Annotated in this window: 19 protein-coding genes, 2 tRNA genes, 1 rRNA gene and 1 pseudogene; 18 read left to right on the top strand and 5 right to left on the bottom strand. The window is 61.3% G+C overall.

Features of this window, described 5'->3' with window-relative positions; translation table 11 throughout:
* Window positions 1-15: 15 nt before the first annotated feature.
* Entirely contained in the window at window positions 16-360 is a 345-nt protein-coding gene (gene tnpB, locus OKW27_RS06945; protein ID WP_090806198.1) for an IS66 family insertion sequence element accessory protein TnpB, read from the bottom strand.
* On the bottom strand, window positions 357-749 hold the full coding sequence (gene tnpA / locus OKW27_RS06940) for an IS66-like element accessory protein TnpA (RefSeq protein ID WP_429333022.1): 393 nt from the start codon (window positions 747-749) through the stop codon (window positions 357-359). The genes tnpB and tnpA overlap by 4 nt, the downstream gene beginning before the upstream one ends.
* 213 nt (window positions 750-962) lie before the next feature.
* Between tnpA and OKW27_RS06935 the strand changes: the two genes are divergently transcribed.
* Window positions 963-2,003, top strand: coding sequence for a transporter (locus tag OKW27_RS06935; RefSeq protein WP_429333021.1), 1,041 nt, complete (start codon window positions 963-965; stop codon window positions 2,001-2,003).
* Window positions 2,004-2,136: 133 nt separating this feature from the next.
* Here the strand turns inward: OKW27_RS06935 and hmpA are convergent, their stop codons facing one another.
* Window positions 2,137-3,318, bottom strand: a complete 1,182-nt coding sequence (gene hmpA, locus OKW27_RS06930) for an NO-inducible flavohemoprotein (protein ID WP_429333020.1) — start codon at window positions 3,316-3,318, stop codon at window positions 2,137-2,139.
* Between the two features lie 138 nt (window positions 3,319-3,456).
* Here hmpA and norR point away from each other — a divergent pair, with 138 nt between their 5' ends.
* The 8 genes from norR (at window position 3,457) to OKW27_RS06890 (ending at window position 13,846) form a co-directional block, all read left to right on the top strand.
* Window positions 3,457-5,052, top strand: a complete 1,596-nt coding sequence (norR, locus tag OKW27_RS06925) for a nitric oxide reductase transcriptional regulator NorR (protein ID WP_429333019.1) — start codon at window positions 3,457-3,459, stop codon at window positions 5,050-5,052.
* Window positions 5,053-5,270: 218 nt separating this feature from the next.
* Window positions 5,271-6,113, top strand: a complete 843-nt coding sequence (locus tag OKW27_RS06920) for an FAS1-like dehydratase domain-containing protein (protein ID WP_429333018.1) — start codon at window positions 5,271-5,273, stop codon at window positions 6,111-6,113.
* Between the two features lie 18 nt (window positions 6,114-6,131).
* Complete coding sequence (locus OKW27_RS06915) at window positions 6,132-7,295, top strand: acyl-CoA dehydrogenase family protein (protein ID WP_429333017.1); 1,164 nt, start codon at window positions 6,132-6,134, stop codon at window positions 7,293-7,295.
* 16 nt (window positions 7,296-7,311) lie between these two features.
* Window positions 7,312-8,490 carry a CaiB/BaiF CoA transferase family protein gene (locus OKW27_RS06910; RefSeq protein ID WP_429333016.1) on the top strand — a complete coding sequence of 393 codons (1,179 nt, stop codon included), beginning with the start codon at window positions 7,312-7,314 and terminating at the stop codon, window positions 8,488-8,490.
* A 15-nt stretch (window positions 8,491-8,505) separates the two neighbouring features.
* Complete coding sequence (locus tag OKW27_RS06905; protein WP_429333015.1) at window positions 8,506-9,894, top strand: MmgE/PrpD family protein; 1,389 nt, start codon at window positions 8,506-8,508, stop codon at window positions 9,892-9,894.
* Window positions 9,891-10,709, top strand: coding sequence for an HpcH/HpaI aldolase/citrate lyase family protein (locus OKW27_RS06900; RefSeq protein ID WP_090808506.1), 819 nt, complete (start codon window positions 9,891-9,893; stop codon window positions 10,707-10,709). The genes OKW27_RS06905 and OKW27_RS06900 overlap by 4 nt, the downstream gene beginning before the upstream one ends.
* A gap of 170 nt (window positions 10,710-10,879) precedes the next feature.
* Window positions 10,880-12,499: a glycoside hydrolase family 43 protein gene (locus OKW27_RS06895; protein ID WP_429333014.1), complete on the top strand. Its 1,620-nt coding sequence runs from the start codon at window positions 10,880-10,882 to the stop codon at window positions 12,497-12,499.
* Window positions 12,500-12,547: 48 nt separating this feature from the next.
* Window positions 12,548-13,846, top strand: a complete 1,299-nt coding sequence (locus tag OKW27_RS06890) for an MFS transporter (RefSeq protein WP_090808510.1) — start codon at window positions 12,548-12,550, stop codon at window positions 13,844-13,846.
* Window positions 13,847-13,883: 37 nt separating this feature from the next.
* Here the strand turns inward: OKW27_RS06890 and OKW27_RS06885 are convergent, their stop codons facing one another.
* Window positions 13,884-14,054, bottom strand: a complete 171-nt coding sequence (locus tag OKW27_RS06885) for a hypothetical protein (RefSeq protein ID WP_167368737.1) — start codon at window positions 14,052-14,054, stop codon at window positions 13,884-13,886.
* Window positions 14,055-14,268: 214 nt separating this feature from the next.
* On the opposite strand from OKW27_RS06885, the gene OKW27_RS06880 reads away from it, so the two are divergent.
* The 6 genes and pseudogenes from OKW27_RS06880 to OKW27_RS06855 all read left to right on the top strand — a co-directional run bounded on the left by OKW27_RS06880 (window position 14,269) and on the right by OKW27_RS06855 (window position 21,785).
* Window positions 14,269-15,651 (top strand): MFS transporter, encoded by a 1,383-nt coding sequence (locus OKW27_RS06880; RefSeq protein ID WP_429292065.1) that lies wholly within the window; start codon window positions 14,269-14,271, stop codon window positions 15,649-15,651.
* A 114-nt stretch (window positions 15,652-15,765) separates the two neighbouring features.
* A complete protein-coding gene (locus OKW27_RS06875) occupies window positions 15,766-16,677 on the top strand; it encodes a LysR family transcriptional regulator (protein WP_187614407.1) in 912 nt (303 codons plus the stop codon).
* Between the two features lie 172 nt (window positions 16,678-16,849).
* Window positions 16,850-18,349 (top strand): L-piperidine-6-carboxylate dehydrogenase, encoded by a 1,500-nt coding sequence (gene amaB, locus OKW27_RS06870; protein ID WP_429333013.1) that lies wholly within the window; start codon window positions 16,850-16,852, stop codon window positions 18,347-18,349.
* A gap of 156 nt (window positions 18,350-18,505) precedes the next feature.
* Complete coding sequence (locus tag OKW27_RS06865) at window positions 18,506-19,678, top strand: NAD(P)/FAD-dependent oxidoreductase (RefSeq protein WP_429333012.1); 1,173 nt, start codon at window positions 18,506-18,508, stop codon at window positions 19,676-19,678.
* A pseudogene (locus OKW27_RS06860) lies at window positions 19,678-20,055 on the top strand (PLP-dependent aminotransferase family protein); the annotation flags it as partial. The gene OKW27_RS06865 and the pseudogene OKW27_RS06860, both read left to right, overlap by 1 nt.
* A 626-nt stretch (window positions 20,056-20,681) precedes the next feature.
* Window positions 20,682-21,785 (top strand): YjgN family protein, encoded by a 1,104-nt coding sequence (locus OKW27_RS06855; protein WP_429333011.1) that lies wholly within the window; start codon window positions 20,682-20,684, stop codon window positions 21,783-21,785.
* A 330-nt stretch (window positions 21,786-22,115) separates the two neighbouring features.
* On the opposite strand, the gene rpoD is transcribed toward OKW27_RS06855, so the two are convergent.
* A complete protein-coding gene (gene rpoD, locus OKW27_RS06850; RefSeq protein WP_090808526.1) occupies window positions 22,116-24,110 on the bottom strand; it encodes an RNA polymerase sigma factor RpoD in 1,995 nt (664 codons plus the stop codon).
* Between the two features lie 721 nt (window positions 24,111-24,831).
* Between rpoD and OKW27_RS06845 the strand changes: the two genes are divergently transcribed.
* The 3 genes from OKW27_RS06845 to OKW27_RS06835 all read left to right on the top strand — a co-directional run bounded on the left by OKW27_RS06845 (window position 24,832) and on the right by OKW27_RS06835 (window position 26,645).
* Window positions 24,832-26,364, top strand: a 16S ribosomal RNA gene (locus OKW27_RS06845).
* Between the two features lie 75 nt (window positions 26,365-26,439).
* A tRNA-Ile gene (locus OKW27_RS06840) sits at window positions 26,440-26,516 on the top strand.
* 53 nt (window positions 26,517-26,569) lie between these two features.
* Window positions 26,570-26,645: transfer RNA gene (locus OKW27_RS06835), tRNA-Ala, on the top strand.
* The last annotated feature ends 128 nt before the right edge of the window (window positions 26,646-26,773 follow it).

Genomic DNA, 26,773 nt, shown 5'->3' with positions numbered 1-26,773 from the left:
AGTCTTCTGCTCGGTTTACAACATCGACAGTGCAGCGGTGCGACGCGGCTGCCGCCAATCGATGCCTTCGAGCAACATCGACAATTGCGCCGCCGTCAGATGGACCTTGCCGCCATCGGCCTGCGGCCAGACGAAGCGGCCCCGCTCAAGCCGCTTCGCAAGAAGCCAGAGCCCGTCCTCGGTCGCCCACATGACCTTCACGAGATCGCCGCGCCGTCCCCGGAAGATGAACACGTTGCCACCCAGCGGATTGTCCTCGAGCGCCGTCTGCACCTTTGCCGCCAGCCCCTGGAACCCGCAGCGCATGTCGGTGACGCCCGCCACCAGCCAGACGCGTGTACCCGTGGGTAGAGAGATCACGATCGCACGCTCCCCAGCACGACGCGTAGCGTGTCGGCGTCGACGATGCCGTTGACCTTGACTACCACGTCACCGAACCGGATCTCGATCGTCCCGGCTCGTGCAGTCCGGTTGCAGACGTCCCTTGCATCTGGGGGCATCGCCACGCGCTGCGGCGGCGTCTCATGAACCACCGCCACTGGAATCAGGCACGTCGTTTCCGCCTGCAATTGCTCGCGATAGCGACGCCGCCAGGTGAACAGCATGTTTGCATTGATGCCATTGTCCCGCGCCAGCTTCGCGACCGACGCACCAGGCTCACATGCCGCGGCCGCAAGCCGGCGTCGAAATTCGCGATCATAATTCGGGCGCCCCTTGCGGCTACCCGGCTTGGCTTCCGACTCTGTCACAGTGATGTCCATCAAATCGAAAATGATGGGCACCACTTTGATGTCGGTTCTCGCCGCCGTCTACGACGGTCGTCGTGAGGTGCTTACTTTCGGAGACAATCCAGCCGCCACAATTCGACAATACGACGCCGGAAAGTGCGCGCGTCAACTCTCTTTCAATTGTTCGCGCTATGCTCACGTATTCCTTTCGGAAGCGCTGGCATCGAACGACCTATGAAATCAGATCTGGCAATGCAAACCTACGGCGCGGATTCGTCGGGTATGGTCTGCGGTTTCCGGTTTTCGCCGACGCTCGCCGGGCGGCCGATCGACGCGGACGAAGTCATCGACTGGTACCGCGAGCGCGAGGATGCCGGCACTAGCGCGACGGACGCTGGCGAGTTTCTATGGCTTCACTTCAATCTCGCGCATAGCGCGAGCGAGCGCTGGATGCGCACGCAACTCGATCTGCCCGAAACCTTTTTCGACGCCTTGCGCGAAGGCTCGCATTCGACGCGGATCGAGCATGCGGACGGCGCACTGCGCGCGGTCGTCAACGACGTCATGTTCAACCTCGAATTCCTCCCGTCAGAAATCGCGACGCTGTGGATCTACGCACATAAGCGGCTTATCGTGACGGCGCGGCTGAAGCCGCTGCGCTCGGTCGACCGTTTGCGCGCGTCGGTGCGCGAAGGTGAAATATTCAGGTCACCTGCCGAACTGCTAGTTCATCTGATGCGCGACCAGGCCGACCTGCTCGTGCAGATCGTCCGCCGAACCAGTGCCGACGTCGATCGAATCGAGGATCGATTTCTGTCGCAACGGCCGACGCAAAACCGCCTGGACCTCGGCGCGATGCGTCGCACGCTGACACGCCTGCAACGCATGCTGGCACCCGAACCGGGCGCGATTTTCCGCTTGCTGGCGAGGCCGCCTCGGTGGCTTCATGCGGAAGACGTGCAAGATCTGCGTGAATCGACGGAGGAGTTCTCGGTCGTGCTTTCGGACGTAGCGGGATTGATCGAGCGGGTCAGATTGCTGCAGGAAGAAATCACCTCGGGCCTCGAGGAGCAGAACAACCGGACGCTATTTACCCTGACGCTAGTCACGGTACTGGTGATGCCGATCAATATCGTCGCCGGTTTCTTCGGCATGAACGTCGGTGGCATTCCGCTCGCCGAGAACAAGCATGGCTTCTGGCTGATGGTGGTGCTGGTCGCCGGCTTTACCGGGCTGACGGGCTGGTGGGCGTTTCGCCGCAGGAGGGAGCGCTAGAAGGCGCGGCAAATTTGGCCCGCTTTTTACGAGGCCAAACCCGCCGGCGTGATCGAAGCCCGAACATGCCCGTCTTCGAATACGCTTCGCAGCGGTTCAAAGTGGGCAAGTACCCGTCGATTACTCGAGTGCGTTATTCGAGCGCGGCAGCCGGCCCAAAGAACTCATAACGGCTCTGCGATTCCGGCACGCCGATCGCCTTCAGGCCTTTCTTGATCGCCTTCATGAACGCGACGGGCCCGAGAAAATACACCTCGACATCGCGCGTTTCCGGCAACCACTTCTTCAGATTCGCTTCGTCGACGTAACCGAGCGCGTGCGCTTCGGCATCGCCATCACGGCGCTCCTCGTAGCAATAGAAGCGCTTCAATTGCGGATGGCGTGCGGCCAATGCATCGATTGCGCCGCGGAATGCATGCACGCCACCATGACGGGCCGCGTGAATGAAATGCACCGTACGATTGGTCTTCAGCGCGGACTCCAGCATCGCCATCGTCGGCGTAATGCCAACACCGCCGCTGATCAGCACCAACGGCTTGTCGCCAGGTTGCAGCGTAAATTCGCCGGACGGCGCGAACAGATCGAGCGAGTCGTTTTCCTTGATCTGCTCGTGCAGATACTTCGACACGGTGCCATTCGGTTCACGCTTCACGCTGATGCGATATTCGCGGCCATCGCTCATTGCGGACAGCGAATAGTTGCGACGCACTTCTTCGCCGTCGATCACCAGACGCACGCCAATGTACTGACCCGGCTGAAACGCGAGCAATTCGCCGCCGTCATCGGGACGCAGATAGAACGACGTGATCTCGTCGCTTTCACGCATTTTGCGCGCGACGCGGAACAACCGCGTGCCGCGCCAGCCGCCGGGCGCTGCTGCGCTTTCGGCGTAGATCTTTTCTTCGAGGCCGATCAGCAGATCGGCGAGTTGTTGATACGCGGCGGCCCACGCTTCGATCACGGCGTCGGTTGCGACGTCCGCGCCGAGTACTTCGCGAATCGCGCGCAGCAGACACTTGCCGACGATCGGATAGTGCTCAGGCTGCACGTTCAGCGACACGTGCTTGTTGATGATCTGCGCGACGAGCCCGCCCAGCTGCTCGAGCTGATCGATATGGCGCGCATACATCAGCACGCCGTTGGCCAACGCGCGCGGTTGCGCGCCGCTTGCCTGATTGGCTTGATTGAACATCGGGCGCACTTCCGGATGCTCGCTGAGCATCAGATTGTAGAAGTGCGTGGTGAGCGCCTCGCCGCCGCTTTCCAGGAGCGGCACGGTAGCTTTGATGATGGCGCGGTGTTCGGCGGATAGCATGTTTTTAAGTCCTGGTGAGAGTCTGAGTGAGCGTCTGTCTATCAGCGAATGTCACAGCCGGTTTCGGCAGACTGCCTCTACTACCCACGATTCGTGCCAGGTATAAAATGCATTTAGATCAACGATCTGGCAATTAAGATGGTTCATTCGACCCTAGTCGAAAAGACTCAATCCGCAGTCGATCTGACTACAGGGGCGGTCCTCGATGTTCTTACCCCGCTGATTCTCGACCTGTCGCGCGAGCTGTCCGAGCGCGAGCGTTATCGGCGGCTGCTCAGCGCGCTGCGCTCGCTATTTCCGGGCGACGCGGCGGCTCTGCTACGCCTCGAAGGCGATACGCTGGTGCCGCTCGCCATCGACGGCTTGAGCAGCGATACGCTCGGGCGGCGTTTTCGCGTCGCCGAGCATCCGCGCTTTCAGGAGCTGCTGGCCCAGCCAGGGCCGACGCGCTTCGCCGCCGACTCCGATCTGCCCGATCCCTACGATGGCCTCGTGCAAGGCATGGCGCCCGGGCACCTCGAAGTGCACGACTGTCTGGGGTGCCCGCTGTTCATCCGCGGCGAGCCTTGGGGCTTGCTCACGCTCGACGCACTCGACCCGGCGCGCTTCGACACACTCGACATGGCCTCGCTGCAGGCGTTTCTCGGCCTCGCGGCCGCGACCGTGAGCGTCGTCGAACGCATCGACGCGTTGGCGCGCAATGGCGAGGAGGCGCAGCGCCGCGCGGAAGCGTATCGGCTGGCGAGCAGCGAGAGCCGGCGCGAGCTGATCGGCAGCAGCGACGCGCATCGCCGCATGATCAAGGAGATCGAGGTGGTGGCCGCCAGCGATCTGACCGTGCTCGTCACCGGCGAGACCGGCGTCGGCAAGGAACTTGTCGCCAATGCGATCCACGCGCTGTCGCCGCGCGCGAACAAGCCGCTGATCAGCCTGAACTGCGCGGCGTTGCCCGATACGCTCGTCGAGAGCGAACTGTTCGGGCACGTGCGCGGCGCGTTTTCGGGAGCCTCGGCGGATCGACGCGGCAAGTTCGAACTCGCGGACGGCGGCACCATTTTCCTCGACGAAGTCGGTGAGTTGCCCCTCGCGGTGCAGGCAAAGCTGTTGCGCGTGCTGCAGAACGGCCAGTTGCAGCGCATCGGCTCGGACCACGAACACAGAGTCGACGTGCGGCTCATCGCCGCAACCAATCGCGACCTCGCCGAAGAAGTGCGCGCGGGCCGCTTTCGCGCCGACCTCTATCATCGCCTCAGCGTGTATCCGCTGCGCGTGCCGTCGTTGCGCGAGCGTGGCCGCGACGTGCTACTGCTGGCGGGCTTCTTCCTCGAAGACAATCGCTCCCGGCTCGGTTTGCTGAGCCTGCGTCTTGCGGCTGACGCGCAGGCCGCATTGCTGCACTACACATGGCCCGGCAATGTGCGCGAACTGGAGCATCTGATCGGACGCAGTGCGCTGAAGGCGTTGGCGGCCAATCGTGAGCGCCGCCGTATTCTGACGTTGACGGCCGCGGACTTCGCGTTGTCGGACGCACAAGATCATGAAGCCAATCAAATCGCCACGCAGAGCGAGGAAAGCGAGACGAAAGACTTTCGCAGCGCGGTCACCGAGTTCGAACGCAATCTCGTTCTCGAAGCGCTGATCCGCAACAGGCAGAACTGGGCAGCGGTCGCGCGCGAGCTGGGGCTGGACCGGGCGAATCTGAATCGGCTGGCTAAACGGCTCGGGCTCAAATGAGCGAACAGGCGCAGCGGTGCCGTCGCGGCCCGGCACTAAGGTCAAGCCACATCGAATCGCCGATCGAGCCGACAACAGATCGTCAGCGCCGCTCGCTGGGCTCAACGTCTTAACGAAAAACAAAGGCCCGCTTCGGAAAATCGAACTTCGCGGAACGCAGCGCGTCGGTCATAGTGGGCCCTAACGAGGACCAACACACTGAATCTGGAGACTCCGTCATGTCCGCTGCCCCAGAGAAACTCGACGATTGGCTCAACAAGCAGGCGGTGGCCGAAGACGACATCACCGCGTTTCCATTGAAGGCGCTTGCCGCCACGCTCGATCGCGAGGAAAGCGGTAACACCGTGCCGCCGTTGTGGCACTGGCTGTACTTTCTGCCGGTCGCGCCGCTCTCCGAAGTCGGTCCCGACGGACATCCGAAGCGTGGCGATTTTCTGCCGCCCGTGCCACTGCCGCGCCGCATGTGGGCTGGCGGCCGGCTCACGTTTCATGCGCCGCTGAAGATCGGCGAGCATGCGCGGCGCACGTCGACGATCGCCAATATCGAGGACAAGACCGGCCGCTCGGGCCGCCTCGTGTTCGTCACCGTGCAACATACGATCGAAGTCGATGGCGAGTTGAAGCTCGAAGAGGAGCACGACATCGTCTATCGCGACGCGCCCCAGGAGGGCGCGCGGCCGCAACAGCCGGCGCCCGCGCCCGAAGACGAAACATGGCGCCGCACGATCGACGCCGATGCCGTGATGCTGTTGCGCTACTCGGCGCTGACTTTCAACGGCCATCGCATTCACTACGACCATCCTTATGTCACGCAGGTCGAAGGCTATCCGGGCCTCGTCGTGCATGGCCCGCTGATCGCGACGCTGCTGGTCGATCTCGTGCGCCGAGAACTGCAGCAAGCGACGCTGCAAAGCTTCGCGTTTCGCGCGCTTCGCCCCACGTTCGCGGACCAGCCGTTCACGGTATGCGGCAAGCCCGCCGCCGACGGCAAGACCATCGACCTGTGGGCGAAGGACCACGAAGGTTATCTGACCATGCGCGCGACCGCCGCGCTCGCCTGAATTCCGCGAGACCCGACTATGCAAACCACGCAACACGATTCGTTCCAGGACATTCGCGAGGCCGTGCGCGATCTGTGTCAGCAGTTTTCCGGCGAGTACTTTCGCAAGATCGACGAGGCGCGCGGCTATCCGGAAGAGTTCGTCGAGGCGCTGACGAAGGCCGGCTGGCTCGCCGCGCTGATTCCGCAGGACTTCGGCGGCTCGGGGCTCGGGCTCACGGAAGCGTCGGTGATCATGGAGGAGATCAATCGCGCGGGCGGCAACTCGGGCGCGTGCCACGGGCAGATGTACAACATGGGCACGCTGCTGCGGCACGGTTCGGAAGAACAGAAGCGCAGGTATCTGCCGAAGATCGCGAACGGCGACCTGCGTTTGCAATCGATGGGCGTGACCGAGCCGACCACCGGCACCGATACGACGAAGATCAAGACGACCGCGGAGCGGCGCGGTGACCGTTACGTGATCAACGGTCAGAAGGTGTGGATCTCGCGCGTGCAACACTCGGACCTGATGATTCTGCTCGCACGCACCACTTCGCTCGCGGACGTGAAGAGGAAATCAGAGGGCATGTCGATCTTCATCGTCGATCTGCGCGAGGCGATCGGTCATGGTCTGACCGTGCAGCCGATTCTGAACATGGTCAATCACGAGACCAACGAGCTCTTTTTCGACAACCTCGAAATTCCCGCCGAGAATCTGATCGGCGAGGAAGGGCAAGGCTTCAAATACATTCTCGATGGCCTGAACGCGGAGCGCACGCTGATCGCCGCGGAATGCATCGGCGACGGTTACTGGTTTGTCGATAAAGTCACCGAATACGCGAAGGAGCGCGTCGTGTTTGGCCGGCCGATCGGACAGAACCAGGGCGTGCAGTTTCCGATCGCGCGCTCGTTCATCAACGTCGAGGCAGCGAGCCTGATGCGCTTCGAAGCGGCACGTCGTTTCGACGCACATCAACCGTGCGGTGCGCAGGCGAATATGGCGAAGCTGCTCGCGGCGGATGCGTCGTGGGAAGCGGCCAATGCGTGCCTGCAATTTCACGGCGGCTTCGGCTTCGCGTGCGAGTACGACGTCGAGCGCAAGTTTCGTGAAACGCGTCTGTATCAAGTCGCGCCGATATCGACCAATCTGATTCTCTCGTACGTGGCCGAGCATATCCTCGAGCTGCCGCGTTCGTTCTGACCCGCTGGCGGACATCATGAGACCACTCGACGGTATCAAGGTCATTACGCTCGAACACGCGATTGCCGCGCCGTTCTGCACGCGTCAACTGGCCGATCTCGGCGCGCGCGTGATCAAGATCGAACGGCCCGGCGTCGGCGATTTCGCGCGCGGCTATGACGAACGTGTGCATGGGCTGTCGTCGCACTTCGTGTGGACCAATCGCTCGAAGGAGAGTCTTTCGCTCGATCTGAAGCAGCCCGCGGCGGCCGGGATTCTCGATGCATTGGTTGCCGATGCCGACGTGCTCGTGCAGAACCTCGCGCCAGGCGCGGCCGAACGGCTTGGCCTCGGCTATGACACATTGAGCCACAAGTATCCGAAGTTGATCGTCTGCGATATTTCCGGCTACGGCGCGGACGGTCCGTATCGCGACAAGAAGGCGTACGACCTGCTGATTCAAAGCGAGTCCGGCTTCCTGTCGATCACCGGTTCGCCCGGCGCGCCAGCGAAAGCGGGCTGTTCGATCGCCGATATCGCGGCGGGCATGTACGCGTATTCGAACATCCTGAGCGCGCTGTTGCAGCGTGGGCGCACAGGGCGCGGTTGCCGCATCGATGTATCGATGCTCGAGAGCATGGTCGAGTGGATGGGTTATCCGCTCTACTACGCGATCGACGGTCAGTCGCAGCCCGCGCTTGCGGGCGCCGCGCATGCAACGATCTATCCTTATGGCCCGTTTCCCGCTGGCGACGGCAAGACGGTCATGCTTGGCCTGCAGAACGAACGCGAATGGAAGCTGTTCTGCGAGCGCGTGCTCGAACAGCCTGAACTGGCAACCGACGAACGCTTCGCATCGAACTCGAAACGCACTGCGGCGCGCGACGCCCTGCGCGAGGTGATCGTCGCGGCGTTCGCGAAGCAGAGCGCGGCGCACGTGATCGATCGACTCGATGAGGCAGGCATCGCGAACGCGCAGATGAATACGCTCGCCGACGTGTGGGCGCATCCGCAACTGAAGGCGCGCGAGCGCTGGCAGGAAGTCGGCACGGCAACGGGGACGATACCCGCATTGCGGCCGCCCGGTCTGCCTTCCGACCTCGAGCCGCGAATGGACCCTGTGCCCACGCTTGGTCAACATACGGAAGCAATTCTGCGTGAGCTCGGCTACGACAATGGGCGTATCGACGCGCTGCGCGCGGCGGGCACGATCTGATTCGGTAACGACCCCATGAACGACCATCCCAGTCTCACGCTTGCCACTTTCGCCGCGCAACTCGACTTCGACCGCATCCCGCACGGGGTCGTCGAGCGTACCGTCAACCTGTACGTCGATTGGCTCGGCTCGGCGCTGGCCGGCAAAGGCGCGCGCCCGGTCGAGACGATCGCGCGGTTCGCACGCGCGGCAGCCGGGGCGACGAACGAGGGCCTCTGCGAGGTGCTGATCGACCGCGGTCGAACCACGCCGTATTTCGCCGCGATGATCAACGGCGCCGCATCGCATTTCGCCGAACAGGACGATGTGCACAATGGCTCGGTGTTTCATCCGGCGACCGTGGTGTTTCCCGTTGCGCTTGCGTTGGCACAGGCAAAGCGAGCGTCGGGGCGCGACTTCATCGCGGCGGCGGTGGCGGGATACGAGGTCGGCATTCGCATCGGCGAATTTCTCGGGCGCTCGCACTACAAGGTGTTTCACACCACGGGCACGGTCGGCACGGTCGCGGCCGCGGCAACGGCAGGACGCTTGCTGGGTTTGTTGCCGTCGCAAATGCTCGATGCGTTCGGCTCGGCGGGCACGCAGGCGAGCGGCCTATGGGAATTTCTGCGCGACGCCGCCGACTCGAAGCAACTGCACACCGCGATGGCCGCCGCGAACGGCCTGATGGCCGCGCAACTCGCCGCCGACGGCTTCAAGGGCGCGACGCACATTCTCGAAGGCGCCCAGGGCATGGCCGCGGGCATGTCGAGCGACGCCGATCCGGCGCGCCTCGTCGATCGGCTTGGCAGCCGCTGGGCGACCGCGGAGACGTCGTTCAAGTATCACGCGGCGTGCCGCCATACGCATCCGGCCGCCGATGCGCTGCTCGCCGTCGTGCAGACGCATCGTTTCGCGCCGCGCGACATCGCGAAGGTCGTCGCGCACGTGCATCAAGGCGCGATCGATGTGCTCGGTCCCGTGGTCGCGCCGCGCACCGTACATCAGGCGAAGTTCAACATGGGCACAGTGCTCGGGCTGGTCGCGCATCACGGCTATGCCGGCGTGACCGAATTCGAGCAGGGTTTCGACGCGAGCGAGATCGCCGCGTTTCGCGACAAGGTCACAATGGCGCTCGACGCTGAAGTCGACGCCGCCTATCCCGCACGCTGGATCGGCAAGGTCACGGTGACGACGACCGACGGCCGCGTGTTCGATGGACGTGTCGATGAGCCGAAGGGCGATCCAGGCAATACCTTGTCGCGCGACGAGATTGCGACGAAGCTGCATCGGCTGGCGGCGTTTTCGGGTGCGGCTAGCGAAGAGGAGGCGGCGCAACTGCTTCGCCGCGCATGGCAGATTGCCGAAGAGAAGCAGATTGGCTCGGTATTCGATGCAACTTCGCGCACGATGGTGGCGGCATGAGCGCGTTGCCCCGGTCGTATCTGTTCGTGCCTGGGAATCGGCCTGAGCGGTTTGAGAAGGCCTATGCGGCCGGCGCGGATGCGGTGATTCTCGATCTGGAAGACGCGGTGCAGCCGGATCAGAAGGTGCCGGCGCGTGCGGTGGTTGTGGCCGCGGTGTCGGCTAACGCATCGCGGGCCGCCTGGGTGCGTATCAATGGCTCGGATACGCCATGGTTTCCAGATGACGTTGCGGCGCTCGTTGGGCAGACCGGCGTCGCCGGAATCGTGCTGCCGAAGGCTGAGACGCGCGAACAGATCAACGCGGTGCTGGCGAACGCGCATCCGGCGTTGAGCGTGCTGCCGATTGTCGAGACTGCGCGCGGGTTCGCGAATCTTGCGGAGTTATGCAGCGCGCCGCGCGTGCTGCGTATCGTATTCGGTACGCTGGATTTTCAGATCGATCTCGGCATCGATGGGGATGGCGAGGAGTTGCATCTGTTTCGCTCGCAGATCGTGCTTGCGTCGAGGCTGGCTGGCATTGGTGCGCCGGTGGATGGCGTGTCGACGACCATTACCGATGCTGATGCGGTGCAAGCTGATGCGCGGCGCGGCCGGCGGTTCGGTTTCGGCGGCAAGCTTTGCATTCATCCGAAGCAGATCGAGCCGGTGCATCGCGCGTATGCATGGAGTGACGCCGAGGTGGAGTGGGCGCAACGCGTGCTTGCGGCTGTCGAGGCGAGCCATGGCGCCGCGGTTGCCGTGGATGGGAGGATGGTCGATATGCCGGTGATTCTGCGGGCGCGGAAGGTTGTGGGCGATTCCGAAAGCTTCTGACAATGCGGTTTTCCGTCGCCCCTACCCCCCATCGTCGCACTTGAATAGTTAGCAGGTCACATGCTAGATGAAATTGTTATCGGTAACACATTTCGACAGAAAGTTTCCGTTCGCAACGTTGTCGATGAAGAAGATCTGTTCCTCTCAGCACGTCAAAAAATACCCTCCCGATGAGTACTATTCAAAATCCAGTTCTGCGCGGCTTCAACCCGGATCCTTGCGTGTGCCGTGGCAAGGATGCGTGGCATATCGCGGTTTCAACGTTTGAATGGTATCCGGGCGTTCTCATTTACGAATCAAAAGATTTCGTCAACTGGGAACTCAAGGCCACGCCTCTCGACAGACTATCGCAATTGAACCTGATCGGAGAGCAGCCCTCCGGAGGCATATGGGCGCCAGCCCTCTCCTATCACGACGGTCTTTATTGGCTCGTCTATACCGACACCAAGGCATGGAAAGGCGAGCAGAAGATCTCTCCGCTTCGTGACATGCACAACTACCTCGTCACCGCCCCGGACATCACCGGACCCTGGTCGGAGCCCGTGCATCTCGTGTCCGGTGGATACGATCCATCCCTGTTCCACGACGAATCTGGCAAAAAGTGGCTCGCCTATATCCGGCGCGATTTCAGAGGTATCTACGAAGACCTGTTCGTCGGAATCGTTCTGCGGGAATACTCGGTGCAGGAGGAAAAGCTGATCGGCGAAGAGCACGTCATCTATAAAGGCGCCAACCTCAAGACCGATTACTTCATGAAATGTCAGATCTACGAGGCTCCGCATTTGCTGAAGAAGGGAGACTGGTACTACCTGATCACAGCGGAGGGGGGCACAGGCTATACACATGCAACGTGTGTATCCAGGTCCCGCGGCATTTTCGGTCCATACGAGTTTCATCCTGATACGCCGATGCTCACGTCGCGCGACGCGAATGGACGGATTCAGCGGACCGGCCACGGCAATCTGGTCGAGGGTCCCAACGGCCAGTGGTACATGACGTACCTCGGATCGAGACCAATCGATGCGCACACGAAGCGCTCGCCGCTAGGCCGTGAAACCTGTGTCGCACCTATCGAATGGCATGCCGACTGGCCCCGCCTCGCCAGTGGCGGAGTGGTTCCCGCCGAATCTTTTGCGATCGGCTCGGATATCGAGCAAAGGCTCGACAGCAGTTGGACGATCGATTTCGGACAACGTGCCGCGCTGCCCCCGGAACTGCAGAGTCTGCGCATCCCCATCGGCGACGACTGGTGCAATCTTCACGAACGTCCGGGCTATCTGCGCATAAGGGGGCAAGAGTCGCCGACTTCGCGGTTCCATCAAAGCTTGTTGGCCTGTCGCATCCGTGACTGGCAGTTCGAAGTCGAAACCGCGCTGGAATTTTCACCCAGGTCATATCTGCACATGGCTGGGCTCATGGCGCGTTACGACGAGAACACCTTCTTCTATCTGTTCGTCACGCGCGACGACGACGGCACAAAAATCCTGTCCTACATGGAAATGGATGCCGGCAGCTTCGCCTACAGCAATCGACTGGCGACGCTGCCCGAGGCCACCGGGATCGAACTGCGGATTCGCGTCGTGGACGCGAAACTGCGCTTCTTCTATCGCTTGACGCACGGTGACTGGAAGGACCTTGAACTGGAAAAGGATTTCACGAAACTCAGCGATGAATATGCAACCCCCATCGGCTTCACGGGGGCATTCGCGGGTATCACCGTCAACGACATGCTTGGCTTTCGCGAGCCTGCCGATTTCAAGTCGTTCTCGTACCGCCAATTGATCGGCTAAAGCTCGGATTTCGTGTCATCGCTGTCATTTAATAATAAGGAAGATCTCATGCGCTTTCGTTGGAGACATCGCTACCTCGTGCTGTTTATTTTGTTCGCAATCTATCTGCTCTGTTACATGGACAGAATGATCATGGCAGCGGCTATTCCATTCATTGCGTCCGAGTTTCATCTGTCCGCGATGGAAATGGGTGGAATCCTGAGCGCGTTCTTCTTTAGCTACGCGCTATGTCAGATCCCGGCTGGCCTGCTTGCAGACAGATTCGGTCCGCGGCTGATGACGACGATCGGCATCACCTGGTGGACGATTTTCACCGCGCTTACCGGACTGTGCAATTCGCTCGGCTTGATGCTGGTGGTGCGGGTCGCGTTTGGCATCGGCGAAGCGCTTTTTCCTCCCGCCGCGTTCAAGGCACTGTCGGCGTGGTTCCCAAAGCGCGAAGTGGGACGGGCAACCGGGCTGATGATGACCACTAATGCGCTGGGACCCGCATTGGCGCCGCTGTTCGTGGCGGCCGTGATGGCCGCGTGGGGATGGCGCGCGATTTTCACGAGTCTGTTCATACCCGGTGTCGCGATGGCCGTATTCGGCTGGATCTATATCAGAAACAGCCCGAAAGACAGCAAGCACGTTTCGAAGATCGAATTGGAGGAAATCGGTACCAGCGAAAAGTCTTTGTCTGCCTCTGCCGGCAAAGCGGATTTTGCTGGTTTGGTGAAAACGCCGCTGGTCTGGTGGTGCTTCGTCACCTTGTTCGTTTTCAGCATCGCCTCGTGGGGCATCATGAGCTGGTTCCCGACGTATCTGCTGAAAGCGCGCGGCCTTTCGACGGCCAGAATGGGCATTATGGCGTCGGTGCCATTTCTCGTCGGCACGATTGCCTATTGCATCACGGGCTTTCTTTCCGACAAGTTCTTCCGCAATCGTCGCGAATTGCTTGTCGTCCTCGGCTGCGTCGTGGCCGCCATCTTTGCCTATCTGACGGCCCATGCGGAGACCGCGGAAACGGCGGTATTCTTTCAGACGATCGGCTACTTCTTCTCAACCATGGCCGGCTGTTCGCTCTACACCATCCCGAACGTCGCGCTGCCGAACAAGGTCGTCGGGTCGGCAATCGGCTTTGTCAATGCGGCGGGTCAGTTGGCAGGATTTCTTTCCCCGCTGATCGTCGGTTACATCCTGACCAGGACGAATGACGACTTCAATGTCGTATTCCACCTCTTCGTCGGCTGCTTCTTGTTGGCTTCGGTCTCCGCCTGGTTCATCAATACGAGGACGGACCTCAGCGACTCTGTCACACGCAGCGCCGGCGCAGACGTGCCCGTGCAGAACCGGACAGCGGGATAAATGGCGCGACGGGGCTTGAGCCGGCGATAATTCCGGCTCAGTCACCGGCTTTGCGCAACGACTCGATCAGTTCATGGATGCGCATCCTGAACTCGAAATCGAGTTCATCGCGCGCGACCATTTCGACGATCTCGTTCTCGAGGGCTTTGACCTCGCGCTGCGGTTCGGCGCTGCCGCCTTTCGGGTATGCAAATCGCTTCTTTACCATTCCCTTAATCAAACCGGAACACTCACCTCCAAAAAGCCCAATTCCCAGCCCACGTCACCTGTCGCACTCTTGAAGCCAACGGCCCTGCACGATCCGACAACGGCCGTTCAGCGCTCTGCCCCGAGCCGCCACATCGAACGAAGGCGGTCTCGCAGAACTGTTCCGCGCTCGCGCCTCTCGCCCGCGCGCAGCCTAAAAAGACAGGAGACACAATTTGCCAGCCCCCATCAACTCCGGCGCACGCCTCGACCGCCTGCCGATCACCCGCTTCCACTGGAACATCCTCGGCCTGATCGGCGCGGGTGCTTTCCTCGACGCCTTCGACATCTATCTCGCCAACGGCGCGCTCGCGGCGATGGTCAAAACCGGCTTCACCGATCTCCGCCTCGGCTCGTTCTTCATCTCCGCGACCTTCATGGGCATGATGATCGGCGCGGGGCTGGCAGGCTATCTCGGCGACCGCTTCGGTCGACGCTATTCGTATCAGGCCAATCTCGCGATCTTCGGCATCGCGTCGCTCGCCGCCTGCTTCGCGCCGAACATCTACTGGCTGATCCTGCTGCGCTTCGTCATGGGCATTGGCCTTGGCGCCGAACTCGTGGTCGCGGCCGGCACGCTGTGTGAGTTCGTGCCACCCGCCACACGCGGCCGCTGGACCGCGCTGCTCGCGCTGATCATCAACTCCGGTCTGCTCGGCGCGACCGCAGTCGGCTATTGGGTAATTCCACATCTCGGTTGGCGCTACATGTTCGCGATCGCGGGGGTTGGCGCGATGGTCGTGTGGTTCCTGCGGCATCGGATGCCGGAGTCGCCGCGCTGGCTCGAAACGGTCGGCCGGCTCGAAGAGGCGGAGGCCACCGTCTCGGCAATCGAGCGACAGGTCGAGGCGCGCGTCGGCAAGCTGCCGCCGGTTTCGCGCGTGGTCAGTCACGAGGTGCCGGCCGCGCCGTTCTCGGCGCTGTTCGCGCGCGGCATGATCGGCCGCACGCTGGTCGCCGCGCTGACCTGCATGGCGATCAACATGTCGCTGTACGGTTTCGTCGCGTGGCTGCCGACGTTCTTCGTCAAGGAAGGCCTGACCATCGTGCAGTCGCTTGGCTTCGTGCTGCTGATGTCGTTCGGTGCGCCGGCCGGCGCTGTCGTCGGTTATCTCGTGACGGACCGCCTGGGGCGACGCAACGGCATCGTGCTGTTCTCGCTTGCAACGATCGTGCTCGGCTTCGTCTACGTGCAGATGCGCGCGCCAGTGCCGATTGCGGTCGTCGGTTTCGCGCTCGTCACGACGATCTACACGGTGTGCACGCTCGGCCTGTTCGGCTATATCCCCGAGCTGTTTCCGACCGCGCATCGCTTGCGCGGCACCGGCGTGGCCGGCACGTGCGGCCGCGCGGCGTCGATGTCCACACCCTACGTCGCGCTGCTGCTCTACACGGAGTTCGGCGTGACGGGTGTGCTGACGATGGTCGGTGGCGTGCTGTTGTTGCTGAGTATCGCGATTCTCGCGCTGCGCATCGAAACGAGTCAGCAGACGCTCGAAGAGATTTCGCCCGATGCCGAGCTGATACCGCAAGCGGAGATGATGCGAGAGTCGGCTTAAGCCGTGCGCGCATCAAGGTGATCTGTCGATTCGGATCTTTCCCCGGCTAAATTTTCACTTCACCTGGTTAAGATGAAAGTTTGCTTTGCGCATGCTTCGCTAGCAGCTTTCATCATGCACTTCGATTTCGTAGATTTACGCCTGCTCCTGCATATCGCCGACACGCGCAACCTCGCGCGTGCGGCGGAGCGTTCGCACCTGTCGGCGCCGGCCGCCAGCAACCGGGTCAAGAATCTCGAGGAGCAACTCGGCATCAAGCTGCTCTATCGAACCAGCCAGGGCGTGACGCCGACACCCGCGGGCGAAGCCTTCGTGCATCACGCGCGGCTCGTGCTCGAACGCGTCGAGCATCTGGCCGGCGACATGCAGGAGTATGGCGAGGGCATCAAGGGCCACGTGCGCATCTGGGCCAACACGACCGCGATCAGCGAGTTTCTGCCGGCCGTGCTGAGCCGTTTCCTGCGCGATCACCCGGACGTGAACATCGATCTGCGCGAAGTGCTGAGCGGCGAGATCGTCAAGGGCGTCGCCGACAGCGCGACCGATATCGGCATCGTCGCGGGCAATGTGCATGCCGAGCATCTGCAGATGCTGCCATATCGCGACGATCGGCTCGTGCTGGTTACGTCGTGCGAGCATCCGTTCGCGAGACAAGCGTCGGTCGATTTTTCGCAGGTGCTGAACGCGAACTTCGTGAGCCTGCCGACGTCGAGCGCGATTCACGCGTTCATCACGAGTGCCGCCGATGCGCTCGGCGCGCGTCTCAAACTTCGCATCCAGGTCGGCAACTTCGAGGCCGCGTGCCGGATGATCGAGGCGGGTGTCGGAATCGGCATCGTGCCGGAGTCGGTCGCGCTGCGGCACAGAAAGACGATGCAGATCGCGATCGTCGGCCTGAACGATCCGTGGGCCGTGCGCAAGCTGAAGATCTGCGTGCGCAGTCTGAAGGACTTGCCGCCGTTCGCGCGTGTGCTGGTCGACCGGTTGATGGCGGTGCTGGAGGAGAATGGTGGGCCAGATGCTTGACGCGCGGGCGTGACACCCGCCCGAAGTCTGACGAAGTTTCCTTCTGGAAACATCGCGCCCCCCTTTTGTCAACCGGTATTTCATTCCCAACCATCTTCTTGCCGTCACAAAAACCCGCGTGTATAGTTTCCGAACTTACTCTTGTTTCGTATCGGAAATTAAAGGGGTTCACATGGACGCGTCCACTATCCTCGCGGATCTCGGCATTGCCCAAGCCGCGCAAGCCGGCGATATCGCCGTTCATTCGCCGATCACCGGCGAGCTCATCGGCCGTGTGGCCAGCCAGACGGCGGTCGAGGTCGACGCGGCGCTCGCCCGGGCCAAAGACGCGTTTGCCGTGTGGCGTAACGTGCCGGCGCCGCGCCGCGGCGAGCTGGTGCGGCTGCTCGGCAATCGGCTGCGCGAACAGAAGCAGGCGCTCGGCAGCCTCGTCTCGCTGGAGACGGGCAAGATCCTGCAGGAAGGCATGGGCGAAGTGCAGGAAATGATCGACATCTGCGATTTCGCGGTCGGTCTGTCGCGTCAGCTGTACGGTTTGACGATCGCGTCCGAGCGCCCGGGTCATCGGATGGCGGAGTCGTGGCATCCGCTCGGCACCTGCGTCGTGATCTCGGCGTTCAATTTCCCGGTGGCGGTCTGGTCATGGAATGCGGCGCTCGCGCTGGTGTGTGGCAACGCGGTGATCTGGAAGCCGTCGGAAAAGACGCCGCTCTCGGCGCTGGCCGTGAACAGGATTCTCGAAGACGCGCTGAAGGAATTCGGCGACGCGCCAGCCGGCCTGGCCGCGTTGATCAACGGCGGGCGCGACGTGGGCGAAAAGCTCGTGGCCGATCCGCGCGCGTCGATCGTCAGCGCGACGGGCAGCACGGAAATGGGTCGCAAGGTTGGCGTCGAAGTGGCGAAGCGCTTCGGCCGCTCGCTGCTCGAACTCGGTGGCAACAACGCCGGCATCGTCACGCAGACGGCCGACCATGAACTCGCGATGCGCGGCATCCTGTTCTCGGCGGTCGGTACGGCCGGTCAGCGCTGCACGTCGCTGCGGCGTCTGTTCGTGCACGACAGCGTGTACGAGAAGACCGTCGAGCGTCTGAAGCAGTTGTATAGCCGCGTGCCGATCGGCAATCCGCTCGAAAAGGGCGCGCTGATGGGGCCGCTGATCGACCGTCAATCGTTCGACCGCATGCAGGAAGCGCTGCAGCAGGCGAAGGCCGAGGGCGGCAACGTGTTCGGCGGCGAGCGAGTCGAAGTGAAGGGTTATGAGGGCGGCTACTACGTGCGTCCGGCCATCGTCGAGATGCCGTCGCAAACGTCGGTCGTGCTGAAGGAAACGTTCGCGCCAATTCTGTACGTGCTGCGCTATGCCGATTTCGCCGATGCGGTCGAGGCGAACAACGCAGCGCATCACGGCTTGTCGTCGTGCGTGTTCACGAGCGACCTGCGCGAAGCGGAACGCTTCGTGTCCGCGTCGGGCAGCGACTGCGGCATCGCGAACGTCAACATCGGACCGAGCGGTGCCGAGATCGGCGGTGCGTTTGGCGGCGAAAAGGAAACGGGCGGCGGGCGCGAGTCGGGTTCGGATGCGTGGAAGGCTTATATGCGTCGCGCGACCAATACCGTGAACTACTCGTCGGCGTTGCCGCTTGCGCAGGGTATCGACTTCAATCTCGACTGAGCGCGCAAGTGTGACGTCGTAAACGTTGGCGGCGCATCGCGTTGATGCCGGTGCGCCGCCGTCGCCGTCCGGCGCGCCACGGCCGCGCATTCCAGATAGCAATCCGTTTGCGCCGCCCGGCGTTCCGGAGCGGCCACGTTACTCGTGGAGTAAGACGTGAGTTCGAAAGTCGTGATCGTCGGCGGTGGGGTGATCGGCAGTTCGATTGCGTATTTCTTGCGGCTGTCCGATCCGACAGTCGGCGTCACGGTAATCGAGCGCGACCCGACCTATGCGCGTTCGTCGTCGGCCTTGTCGGCGGCGTCGATCCGGCAGCAGTTTTCTACGCCGCTTTCCATTCAGATGTCGCTGTTCGGCATCGAGTTTCTTCGCTCGATCGGCGAGCGGCTCGAAGTCGACGGCACCCGGCCCTCGATCGATCTGCACGAAGGCGGCTACCTGTTTCTCGCGACACCTGCCGGTGAAGCGACGCTGCGCGAGAATCACGCGCTGCAAAAAAGCCTCGGCGCAGATATCAGCCTGCTCGACACGCATGGCTTGCAAACGCGCTTCCCTTGGCTCAATACCGACGACCTCGTTGCCGGCGCTTATGGCGAAAGCGGCGAGGGCTGGTTCGACGGCTACGGTTTAGTACAGGCGCTGCGCAAGAAAGCGCAGGCGCTCGGCGCGCGCTATGTCGCGGCAGACGTCACCGCGCTGCATCGCGAGGGCAATCGCGTCACGCAGGTACAAACCGCGGACGGTGAGACCTATGCTTGCGACGTCGTCGTCAACGCGGCCGGCGCATGGTCGCGCAAGGTCGCACAGATGGTCGGCATCGATCTGCTCGTCTATGCGCGGCGGCGCAGTATCTTCAACGTCACGTCGCCGGCAAAGCTTGAACGCTGTCCGCTGCTGATCGATCCGAGCGGCGTGTACTTCCGGCCTGAAGGCAATTCGTATATCTGCGGCACGTCGCCGTCGGCCGATAACGATCCCGACGATCTACCGCTCGATGAAGTCGATCACGTGCTATTCGACGACGTGATCTGGCCGACGCTCGCCAATCGCGTGCCGCAATTCGAGGCGCTGCGCGTGCAGAACTGCTGGTCCGGCTATTACGAATACAACGTGCTCGATCAGAACGCGATCATTGGCCATCACCCGGATATCGATAACTGCATTTTCGCAAACGGCTTCAGCGGCCACGGTTTACAGCAAGGGCCGGCAACCGGACGCGGCATCAGCGAATTGGTTCTGCATGGCCGCTATGCGACGCTCGATCTCAGTTCACTAAGCTTTACGCGCGTGCTCGAAAACCGGCCGATCATCGAAAAGAACGTGGTGTAGCGCCTTATATGGCTCGAGGCGTGGTCGCCAAGCAGACCGTCGATCTATGCAGCGCGCCCTGGACCTAGGCGATTGCCGCCGAGCACCTCGCGAGCGGCAGGTTGGAGCGGCATCTGCCGCGCATTGTCGATGCGTATTCCGTCAAATGCCGCGCGCTATGCGATGCGCTCGACACGCATCTCGCGCGGCACATCGCATTTCATCGTCCGGTTGGCGGCATGTTCGTGTGGGCGCGTCTGAACGCGGCACGCGATGCGTCCGACTATCTGCGCGCGTGCATCGAACAGAACGTGATGTTCGTGCCGGGTGTGGAGGAGATTGAAACCGGCGTGCACCGAATGAACCGCGCGCTCGAGCAGTACTTCGACGAGCAATAAAATCCTGATTGCATCAACACAATCAGTGGAATGCGGCAGATTACCCGGCGAGCATCTAATGTGCAGCCGGGTTTTTTTATCCAAATGCCAAAAATTGTGGTGCTTTAACAGAATTCACCGCATTCCTGATTAATCGCGAATCGCGTTGAGTTCGAATACGCAATCGTTTTCGTCCGCGCGTGCCTTCTATGAGACCGATCGTGGCAAGCCGCAGATGAAACCGCTCGGGATTGCCACGTCGAACGGCGCGTACGCGCGAGTGGACCCTCCAATGATTGCCCCCAATGAAATCGTTATTGCACGTCTTAATCTCAAGATTATGCAATTCGAATAAATTCGGGCGTTGCCAAATCTTGTAATGGAAGTGGTCGATTTATATGCGGAAATGCCATTTATAAAGATAAGAAACCGTGTAATTATCGTGCTTGCCGGCCGGCTTCCGTTTTGCGTGATTCCCGGAATGTCTGAAAGACAGGTTTTACACGGGTTCGCGCCATACGAGTCGGCTTTCGCACGGGAAAGCATCGTCGCCCGTCGCGTTCGCCCATGCATGCCGCATATGAGTGCCGCAGGAGAATGCGTGAGTGGGCCACAAAAACGTTAAATGAGGAAAAGGGGGCAACGCAATGAATTCACTCGACGAGAAGCGGCCGCTGCTGATCTACGACGGCACGCTCGGCGACCTCTACGGCATCTTTTTCAGAAACCTTGTGCTGCAAATCGTGACGCTCGGTATTTACCGCTTCTGGGCGACCACGAACAACCGCCGATATGTCTGGTCGCGCATGCGGTTTCAGGACGAGCGCTTCGAGTACACGGGCACCGGGGGCGAGCTATTCAAGGGCTTTCTGTTCGCGATCGTGGTCGTGTTCAGCGCGGTGTTCGCGGCTGGCGCGCTAAGCGTGGTCTTGCGCATGCTGACGAAAAGCGCGGCACTCGGTTCGCTGCCTGTCATCGCGTTGTATCTGCTGATCGTCGTGCTCGCGGCGGGTGCGTTTTTCGGCGCGCAGCGCTATCGGCTGAGCCGGACGCAGTGGTGCGGTATTCGCGGCGGCATGACCGGCTCGGCGCTCGGCTTCGGCGTGCGCGCGTTGCTGTACGCGCTGTTGTGCGTTGTCACGCTTGGCCAGATGATGCCGTGGACATCGATGCGTCTAATGGAGTGCCGCATCAACGCGAGCAGCTTCGGTAGCCTGGCGTTTCGCTTCAAGGGGCGCGCGTGGGTCGTCTACGGTCTGTTCCTCGTTACGTTCGTCGGCGTGGTCGTGTTGTTCGCGGTGCTGTTCATGGTGTTTCTGAAGGGCGCTCTCGCATCGATGCATGTCGGCCAGGTGCCGGGGGCGAGTACGGCGCCGTCGCGGGCCGCGCTCGGATCGCTGTTTTTGTTTTATGCGCTGTTCTCCATCGGCACGATGCTGATCCGCGGCTTCTATGTCGCCGCGCTGACGCGCCACGTGATGGGCAATACGTCGCTCGGCTCGCAATTGCATTTCGGCAGTAACGTCAGCGTGGCGCGTCTGCTCAGTTTGCAGTGCGGCAACCTTGCGATCATCGTGTTCACCCTCGGCCTTGGGACACCAATCGTGCTGCATCGGCTGATGCGCTTTGCCGTCGACACGCTGCAGGTTTCCGGCTACCTCGATCCGCATATGCTGGGGCAAAGCACCGTGGCGGCGCCGCTGACTGGCGAGGGCATGCTGAATCTGCTCGATCATGGTGGCGCCTTCTGAGATTGGACTCGCGTTGAGAGCGCGGCAATGGGCGGGGGCGCACGATGTGCGGCAAGTAATGGGACACGCGACTCATCTCAGGCGCGAGCGCGAAACGCAGTACGCTCAATGAGTTAGCGCAGTCATGCGCAGGTTGTCCACAAGCTTGTTCCCAAAATCTGTGGACAACAGGGCGGGAAGCGAAGCGGAGAATTCGCGCATGAAGAATTGTGGAAATGTACAGCACAAAAGCAAACAGCGGGACTCACCGTCGACCGGTTCATCCCGCTGCTTGTGTATGACGATGTGGGCGGCTTGCCGTGCAGCGCGCACGGCAAGCGTGGCAAACGCTTATCGGTCGAGGAACGACTTCAGACGGTCCGCGCGGCTCGGATGCATGAGCTTGCGCATCGCCTTGCTCTCGATCTGGCGGATCCGCTCGCGGGTCACGTCGAACTGCTTGCCCACTTCTTCAAGCGTGTGATCCGACTTCGTGTTGATGCCGTAGCGCATGCGCAGCACCTTCGCTTCGCGCGGGGACAGCGAGTCGAGCGCATCGTCGATCGCGGCACGCAGGTCGGCCTGCATCGCGGCATCCGCCGGCGACGATACGCCAGCGTCTTCGATCATGTCGCCCAGCGTCGCATCGCCGTCGTCGCCGACCGGCGTTTCGAGCGATACGGGTTGCTTCGCGATCTTCAGAATGCCGCGCACCTTCTCTTCCGACAGTTCCATGCGTTCCGCGAGCACCGCAGGATGCGCTTCCTGGCCGGTCTGCTGCAGGATCTCGCGCGAAATGCGGTTCAGCTTGTTGATCGTTTCGATCATGTGCACCGGCACGCGGATCGTGCGCGCCTGATCGGCGAGCGAACGAGTGACGGCCTGACGGACCCACCAGGTCGCGTACGTCGAAAACTTCCAGCCACGACGGTATTCGAACTTGTCCACGGCCTTCATCAGACCGATGTTGCCTTCCTGGATCAGGTCGAGGAACAGCATGCCGCGGTTCACGTACTTCTTCGCGATCGAGATCACGAGACGCAGGTTCGCCTCGATCATCTCGCTCTTGGCCTTGCGCATCTTCGATTCGGCCGCGACCATCTGGCGGTTGATTTCTTTCAGATGCTTGAGCGGCAGCGACACCGTCGCTTCGATGTCGATCAGCTTCTGCTGTTCGGACTGGATGGCCGGCAGGTGACGCTCGAGCGCCGCACCATAGGTCGACGCGCCGGTGCGCGCGGCACGCTCGGTCCAGCCGAGGTCGGCCTCGCTACCCGCGAACGTTTCGATGAACTTCTCGCGCGGCATGCCGGCCTTCGAGACGACGATCTGCAAAATGTTGCGCTCGATCGCGCGCACTTGCGCGACCTGGCGCTGCACGTCGCCGCACAGACGGTCGATCGTGCGTGCGGTGAAGCGGATCTTCGCGAGGTGCTGCTGAATGTCTTCGCGTGCGCGCAGATAGGCCTTCGACGTGACGTCGCCGCGCGCGTGCGACGCGTTCATCTGGTCGTACAGAATGCCGACCTGGGCGAAGATTTCGAGGCAGTCGCTCGTGAGCTGCTTCAGGCGAGCTTCGTCCGCCGCCGACGAATCTTCCGGACCGACGTCGTCGTCTTCTTCGTCTTCGCTGTCTTCGTCGGCGTCGCTGACTTCATCGGCATCCGTGTCGGCGCTCGCGACTTCTTCCGCGGCGGCCGTCTCTTCATTCAGGCCGTCGACGAGTTCGTCGATGCGCAACTCGCCGTCGACAACCTGCTGCGCGCTCGCGAGGATCGCGGAGATCGCGAGCGGGCACGCGGCGATCGCTTGCACCATTTCGTGCAGGCCGTCTTCGATGCGCTTCGCAATCGCGATTTCGCCTGCGCGGGTGAGCAGCTCGGTCGCGCCCATTTCGCGCATGTACATACGCACGGGGTCGGTGGTGCGGCCGAACTCGGAGTCGACGGTCGACAGCGCGACTTCGGTTTCCTCGTCCGCCTGGTCGTCCGACACCACGGCGGGGGAATTCGAGTTGAGCAGCAGCGTTTCCGCGTCCGGGGCCTGCTCGTAGACCTGCACGCCCATGTCGCTGAACGCGCTGACGATGCTGTCGATCGCGGCGGTTGCGGTGAAGTTGTCGGGCAGGTGGTCGTTGATCTGCGCGTGGGTCAGGTAGCCTTGCTCTTTACCCAGCTGGATCAGTGCGCGCATCAGGCGCTGGCGTTCTTCGGCTTGTTGCGGCAGCAGCTCGGCTGCCACGGGAATCGCTTTGCCGGCGCCCTTGCCTTTGGCCGAACGGCCGGACGGAACTTTGGCAGTGAAGGCTGTGTCGTGTTGCGAATCTTCGCGATCAAAAGGGTTCACGTAATTTCCTCTAGAGGCTTCGCTATGAGACGCAAGACGCTACCGTCAGGCGTTTCGAGCAGGGCTCAGCATCACCTGATGTGACTCAACGCGGTTGTTGGGCTGTGCTCTGGGGAGCAAAAAAGATGAGCCCGCTCGAAGCGGGCCGATGGACATGCGAAATTTTGCGCGGCTCGCATTATATACGAGCTTGGGGGTTCGCGCTCATGGGTGCACATCAAATCATCGTCGCTGTTGTCGCAGGCATTGCGTGAGGCTACGCAGGTGCATAGTCCGTGGCCATACGCGCGACCTAACCTAGATAGGGGCGAGTTGCTCCTTGCGCAAGGGGGCTCCATGTCGTTTTCCTGTATATGGAGTCGTATCCTCGCATGCTGTCCCCAAAAGAAATTCGCAGAAGGGTATTGACGTGTTGTCGACCGCTCTCCATAATCTCGTTTCTCTGCTGCAGACGCAGCGACGCAAACGAAGCGGTGCCGGGTAGTGGTGGTTCAGGCGCGGCGGGTTTGGCGGACCGATCTTTAAAAACTAACAGTCGATAAGTGTGGGCGCTTGATGCGGAATGCGGCGGCGGATTCTCCGGAGTCTGCTATCAGGCAGAAGTATCAGAAGCCTCACACAGTATTAGAGGAAGGTTTGTCTGTCGAAAGACGGATCAATCATCGTCAGTACGTTGAGTGAGCGACCGGGTTCGAGAGAGCCCGAACACAGTAACAGGTTTGAACTGAAGAGTTTGATCCTGGCTCAGATTGAACGCTGGCGGCATGCCTTACACATGCAAGTCGAACGGCAGCACGGACTTCGGTCTGGTGGCGAGTGGCGAACGGGTGAGTAATACATCGGAACGTGTCCTGGAGTGGGGGATAGCCCGGCGAAAGCCGGATTAATACCGCATACGCTCGGGAGAGGAAAGCGGGGGATCTTTCGGGACCTCGCGCTCAAGGGGCGGCCGATGGCAGATTAGGTAGTTGGTGGGGTAAAGGCCTACCAAGCCGACGATCTGTAGCTGGTCTGAGAGGACGACCAGCCACACTGGGACTGAGACACGGCCCAGACTCCTACGGGAGGCAGCAGTGGGGAATTTTGGACAATGGGCGCAAGCCTGATCCAGCAATGCCGCGTGTGTGAAGAAGGCCTTCGGGTTGTAAAGCACTTTTGTCCGGAAAGAAAACCTCGTGGCTAATATCCGTGAGGGATGACGGTACCGGAAGAATAAGCACCGGCTAACTACGTGCCAGCAGCCGCGGTAATACGTAGGGTGCGAGCGTTAATCGGAATTACTGGGCGTAAAGCGTGCGCAGGCGGTGCTGTAAGACCGATGTGAAATCCCCGGGCTTAACCTGGGAACTGCATTGGTGACTGCAGCGCTGGAGTATGGCAGAGGGGGGTGGAATTCCACGTGTAGCAGTGAAATGCGTAGAGATGTGGAGGAACACCGATGGCGAAGGCAGCCCCCTGGGCCAATACTGACGCTCATGCACGAAAGCGTGGGGAGCAAACAGGATTAGATACCCTGGTAGTCCACGCCCTAAACGATGTCAACTGGTTGTCGGGCCTTCATTGGCTTGGTAACGTAGCTAACGCGTGAAGTTGACCGCCTGGGGAGTACGGTCGCAAGATTAAAACTCAAAGGAATTGACGGGGACCCGCACAAGCGGTGGATGATGTGGATTAATTCGATGCAACGCGAAAAACCTTACCTACCCTTGACATGTATGGAATCCTGCCGAGAGGCGGGAGTGCCCGAAAGGGAGCCATAACACAGGTGCTGCATGGCTGTCGTCAGCTCGTGTCGTGAGATGTTGGGTTAAGTCCCGCAACGAGCGCAACCCTTGTCCCTAGTTGCTACGCAAGAGCACTCCAGGGAGACTGCCGGTGACAAACCGGAGGAAGGTGGGGATGACGTCAAGTCCTCATGGCCCTTATGGGTAGGGCTTCACACGTCATACAATGGTCGGAACAGAGGGTTGCCAAGCCGCGAGGTGGAGCCAATCCCAGAAAACCGATCGTAGTCCGGATCGCACTCTGCAACTCGGGTGCGTGAAGCTGGAATCGCTAGTAATCGCGGATCAGCATGCCGCGGTGAATACGTTCCCGGGTCTTGTACACACCGCCCGTCACACCATGGGAGTGGGTTTTACCAGAAGTGGCTAGTCTAACCGCAAGGAGGACGGTCACCACGGTAGGATTCATGACTGGGGTGAAGTCGTAACAAGGTAGCCGTATCGGAAGGTGCGGCTGGATCACCTCCTTTCCAGAGCTGTGCATTCATTGCACTCAAGTGCTCACGCTTATCGGCTGTGGTTAGAAGAAACGCAGACAGGCTCAGGGGTCTGTAGCTCAGCCGGTTAGAGCACCGTCTTGATAAGGCGGGGGTCGATGGTTCGAATCCATCCAGACCCACCAGTGTCTTGTCTGGTGAGCTGAAGGGCTGGGGCCGCTGGAGTATCTGTGAGACTGGGGGATTAGCTCAGCTGGGAGAGCACCTGCTTTGCAAGCAGGGGGTCGTCGGTTCGATCCCGTCATCCTCCACCAATCCTCAATGCCAAGGGTTCAGCACGAAGTGATGCTGAGTACTTTGCATTGGCGATTGAGCCAGTCAGAGCGGTATGAGGCACAGGCTTCATACCGGCTGCCGTTCTTTAACAATCAGGAAGAAGTAG

The organism is Paraburkholderia sp. 35.1 (assembly GCF_050436525.1).
In the GTDB taxonomy this organism is placed as follows: Bacteria; Pseudomonadota; Gammaproteobacteria; order Burkholderiales; family Burkholderiaceae; genus Paraburkholderia; species Paraburkholderia tuberum.
This window is presented reverse-complemented; position numbering and strand designations above follow the sequence as displayed.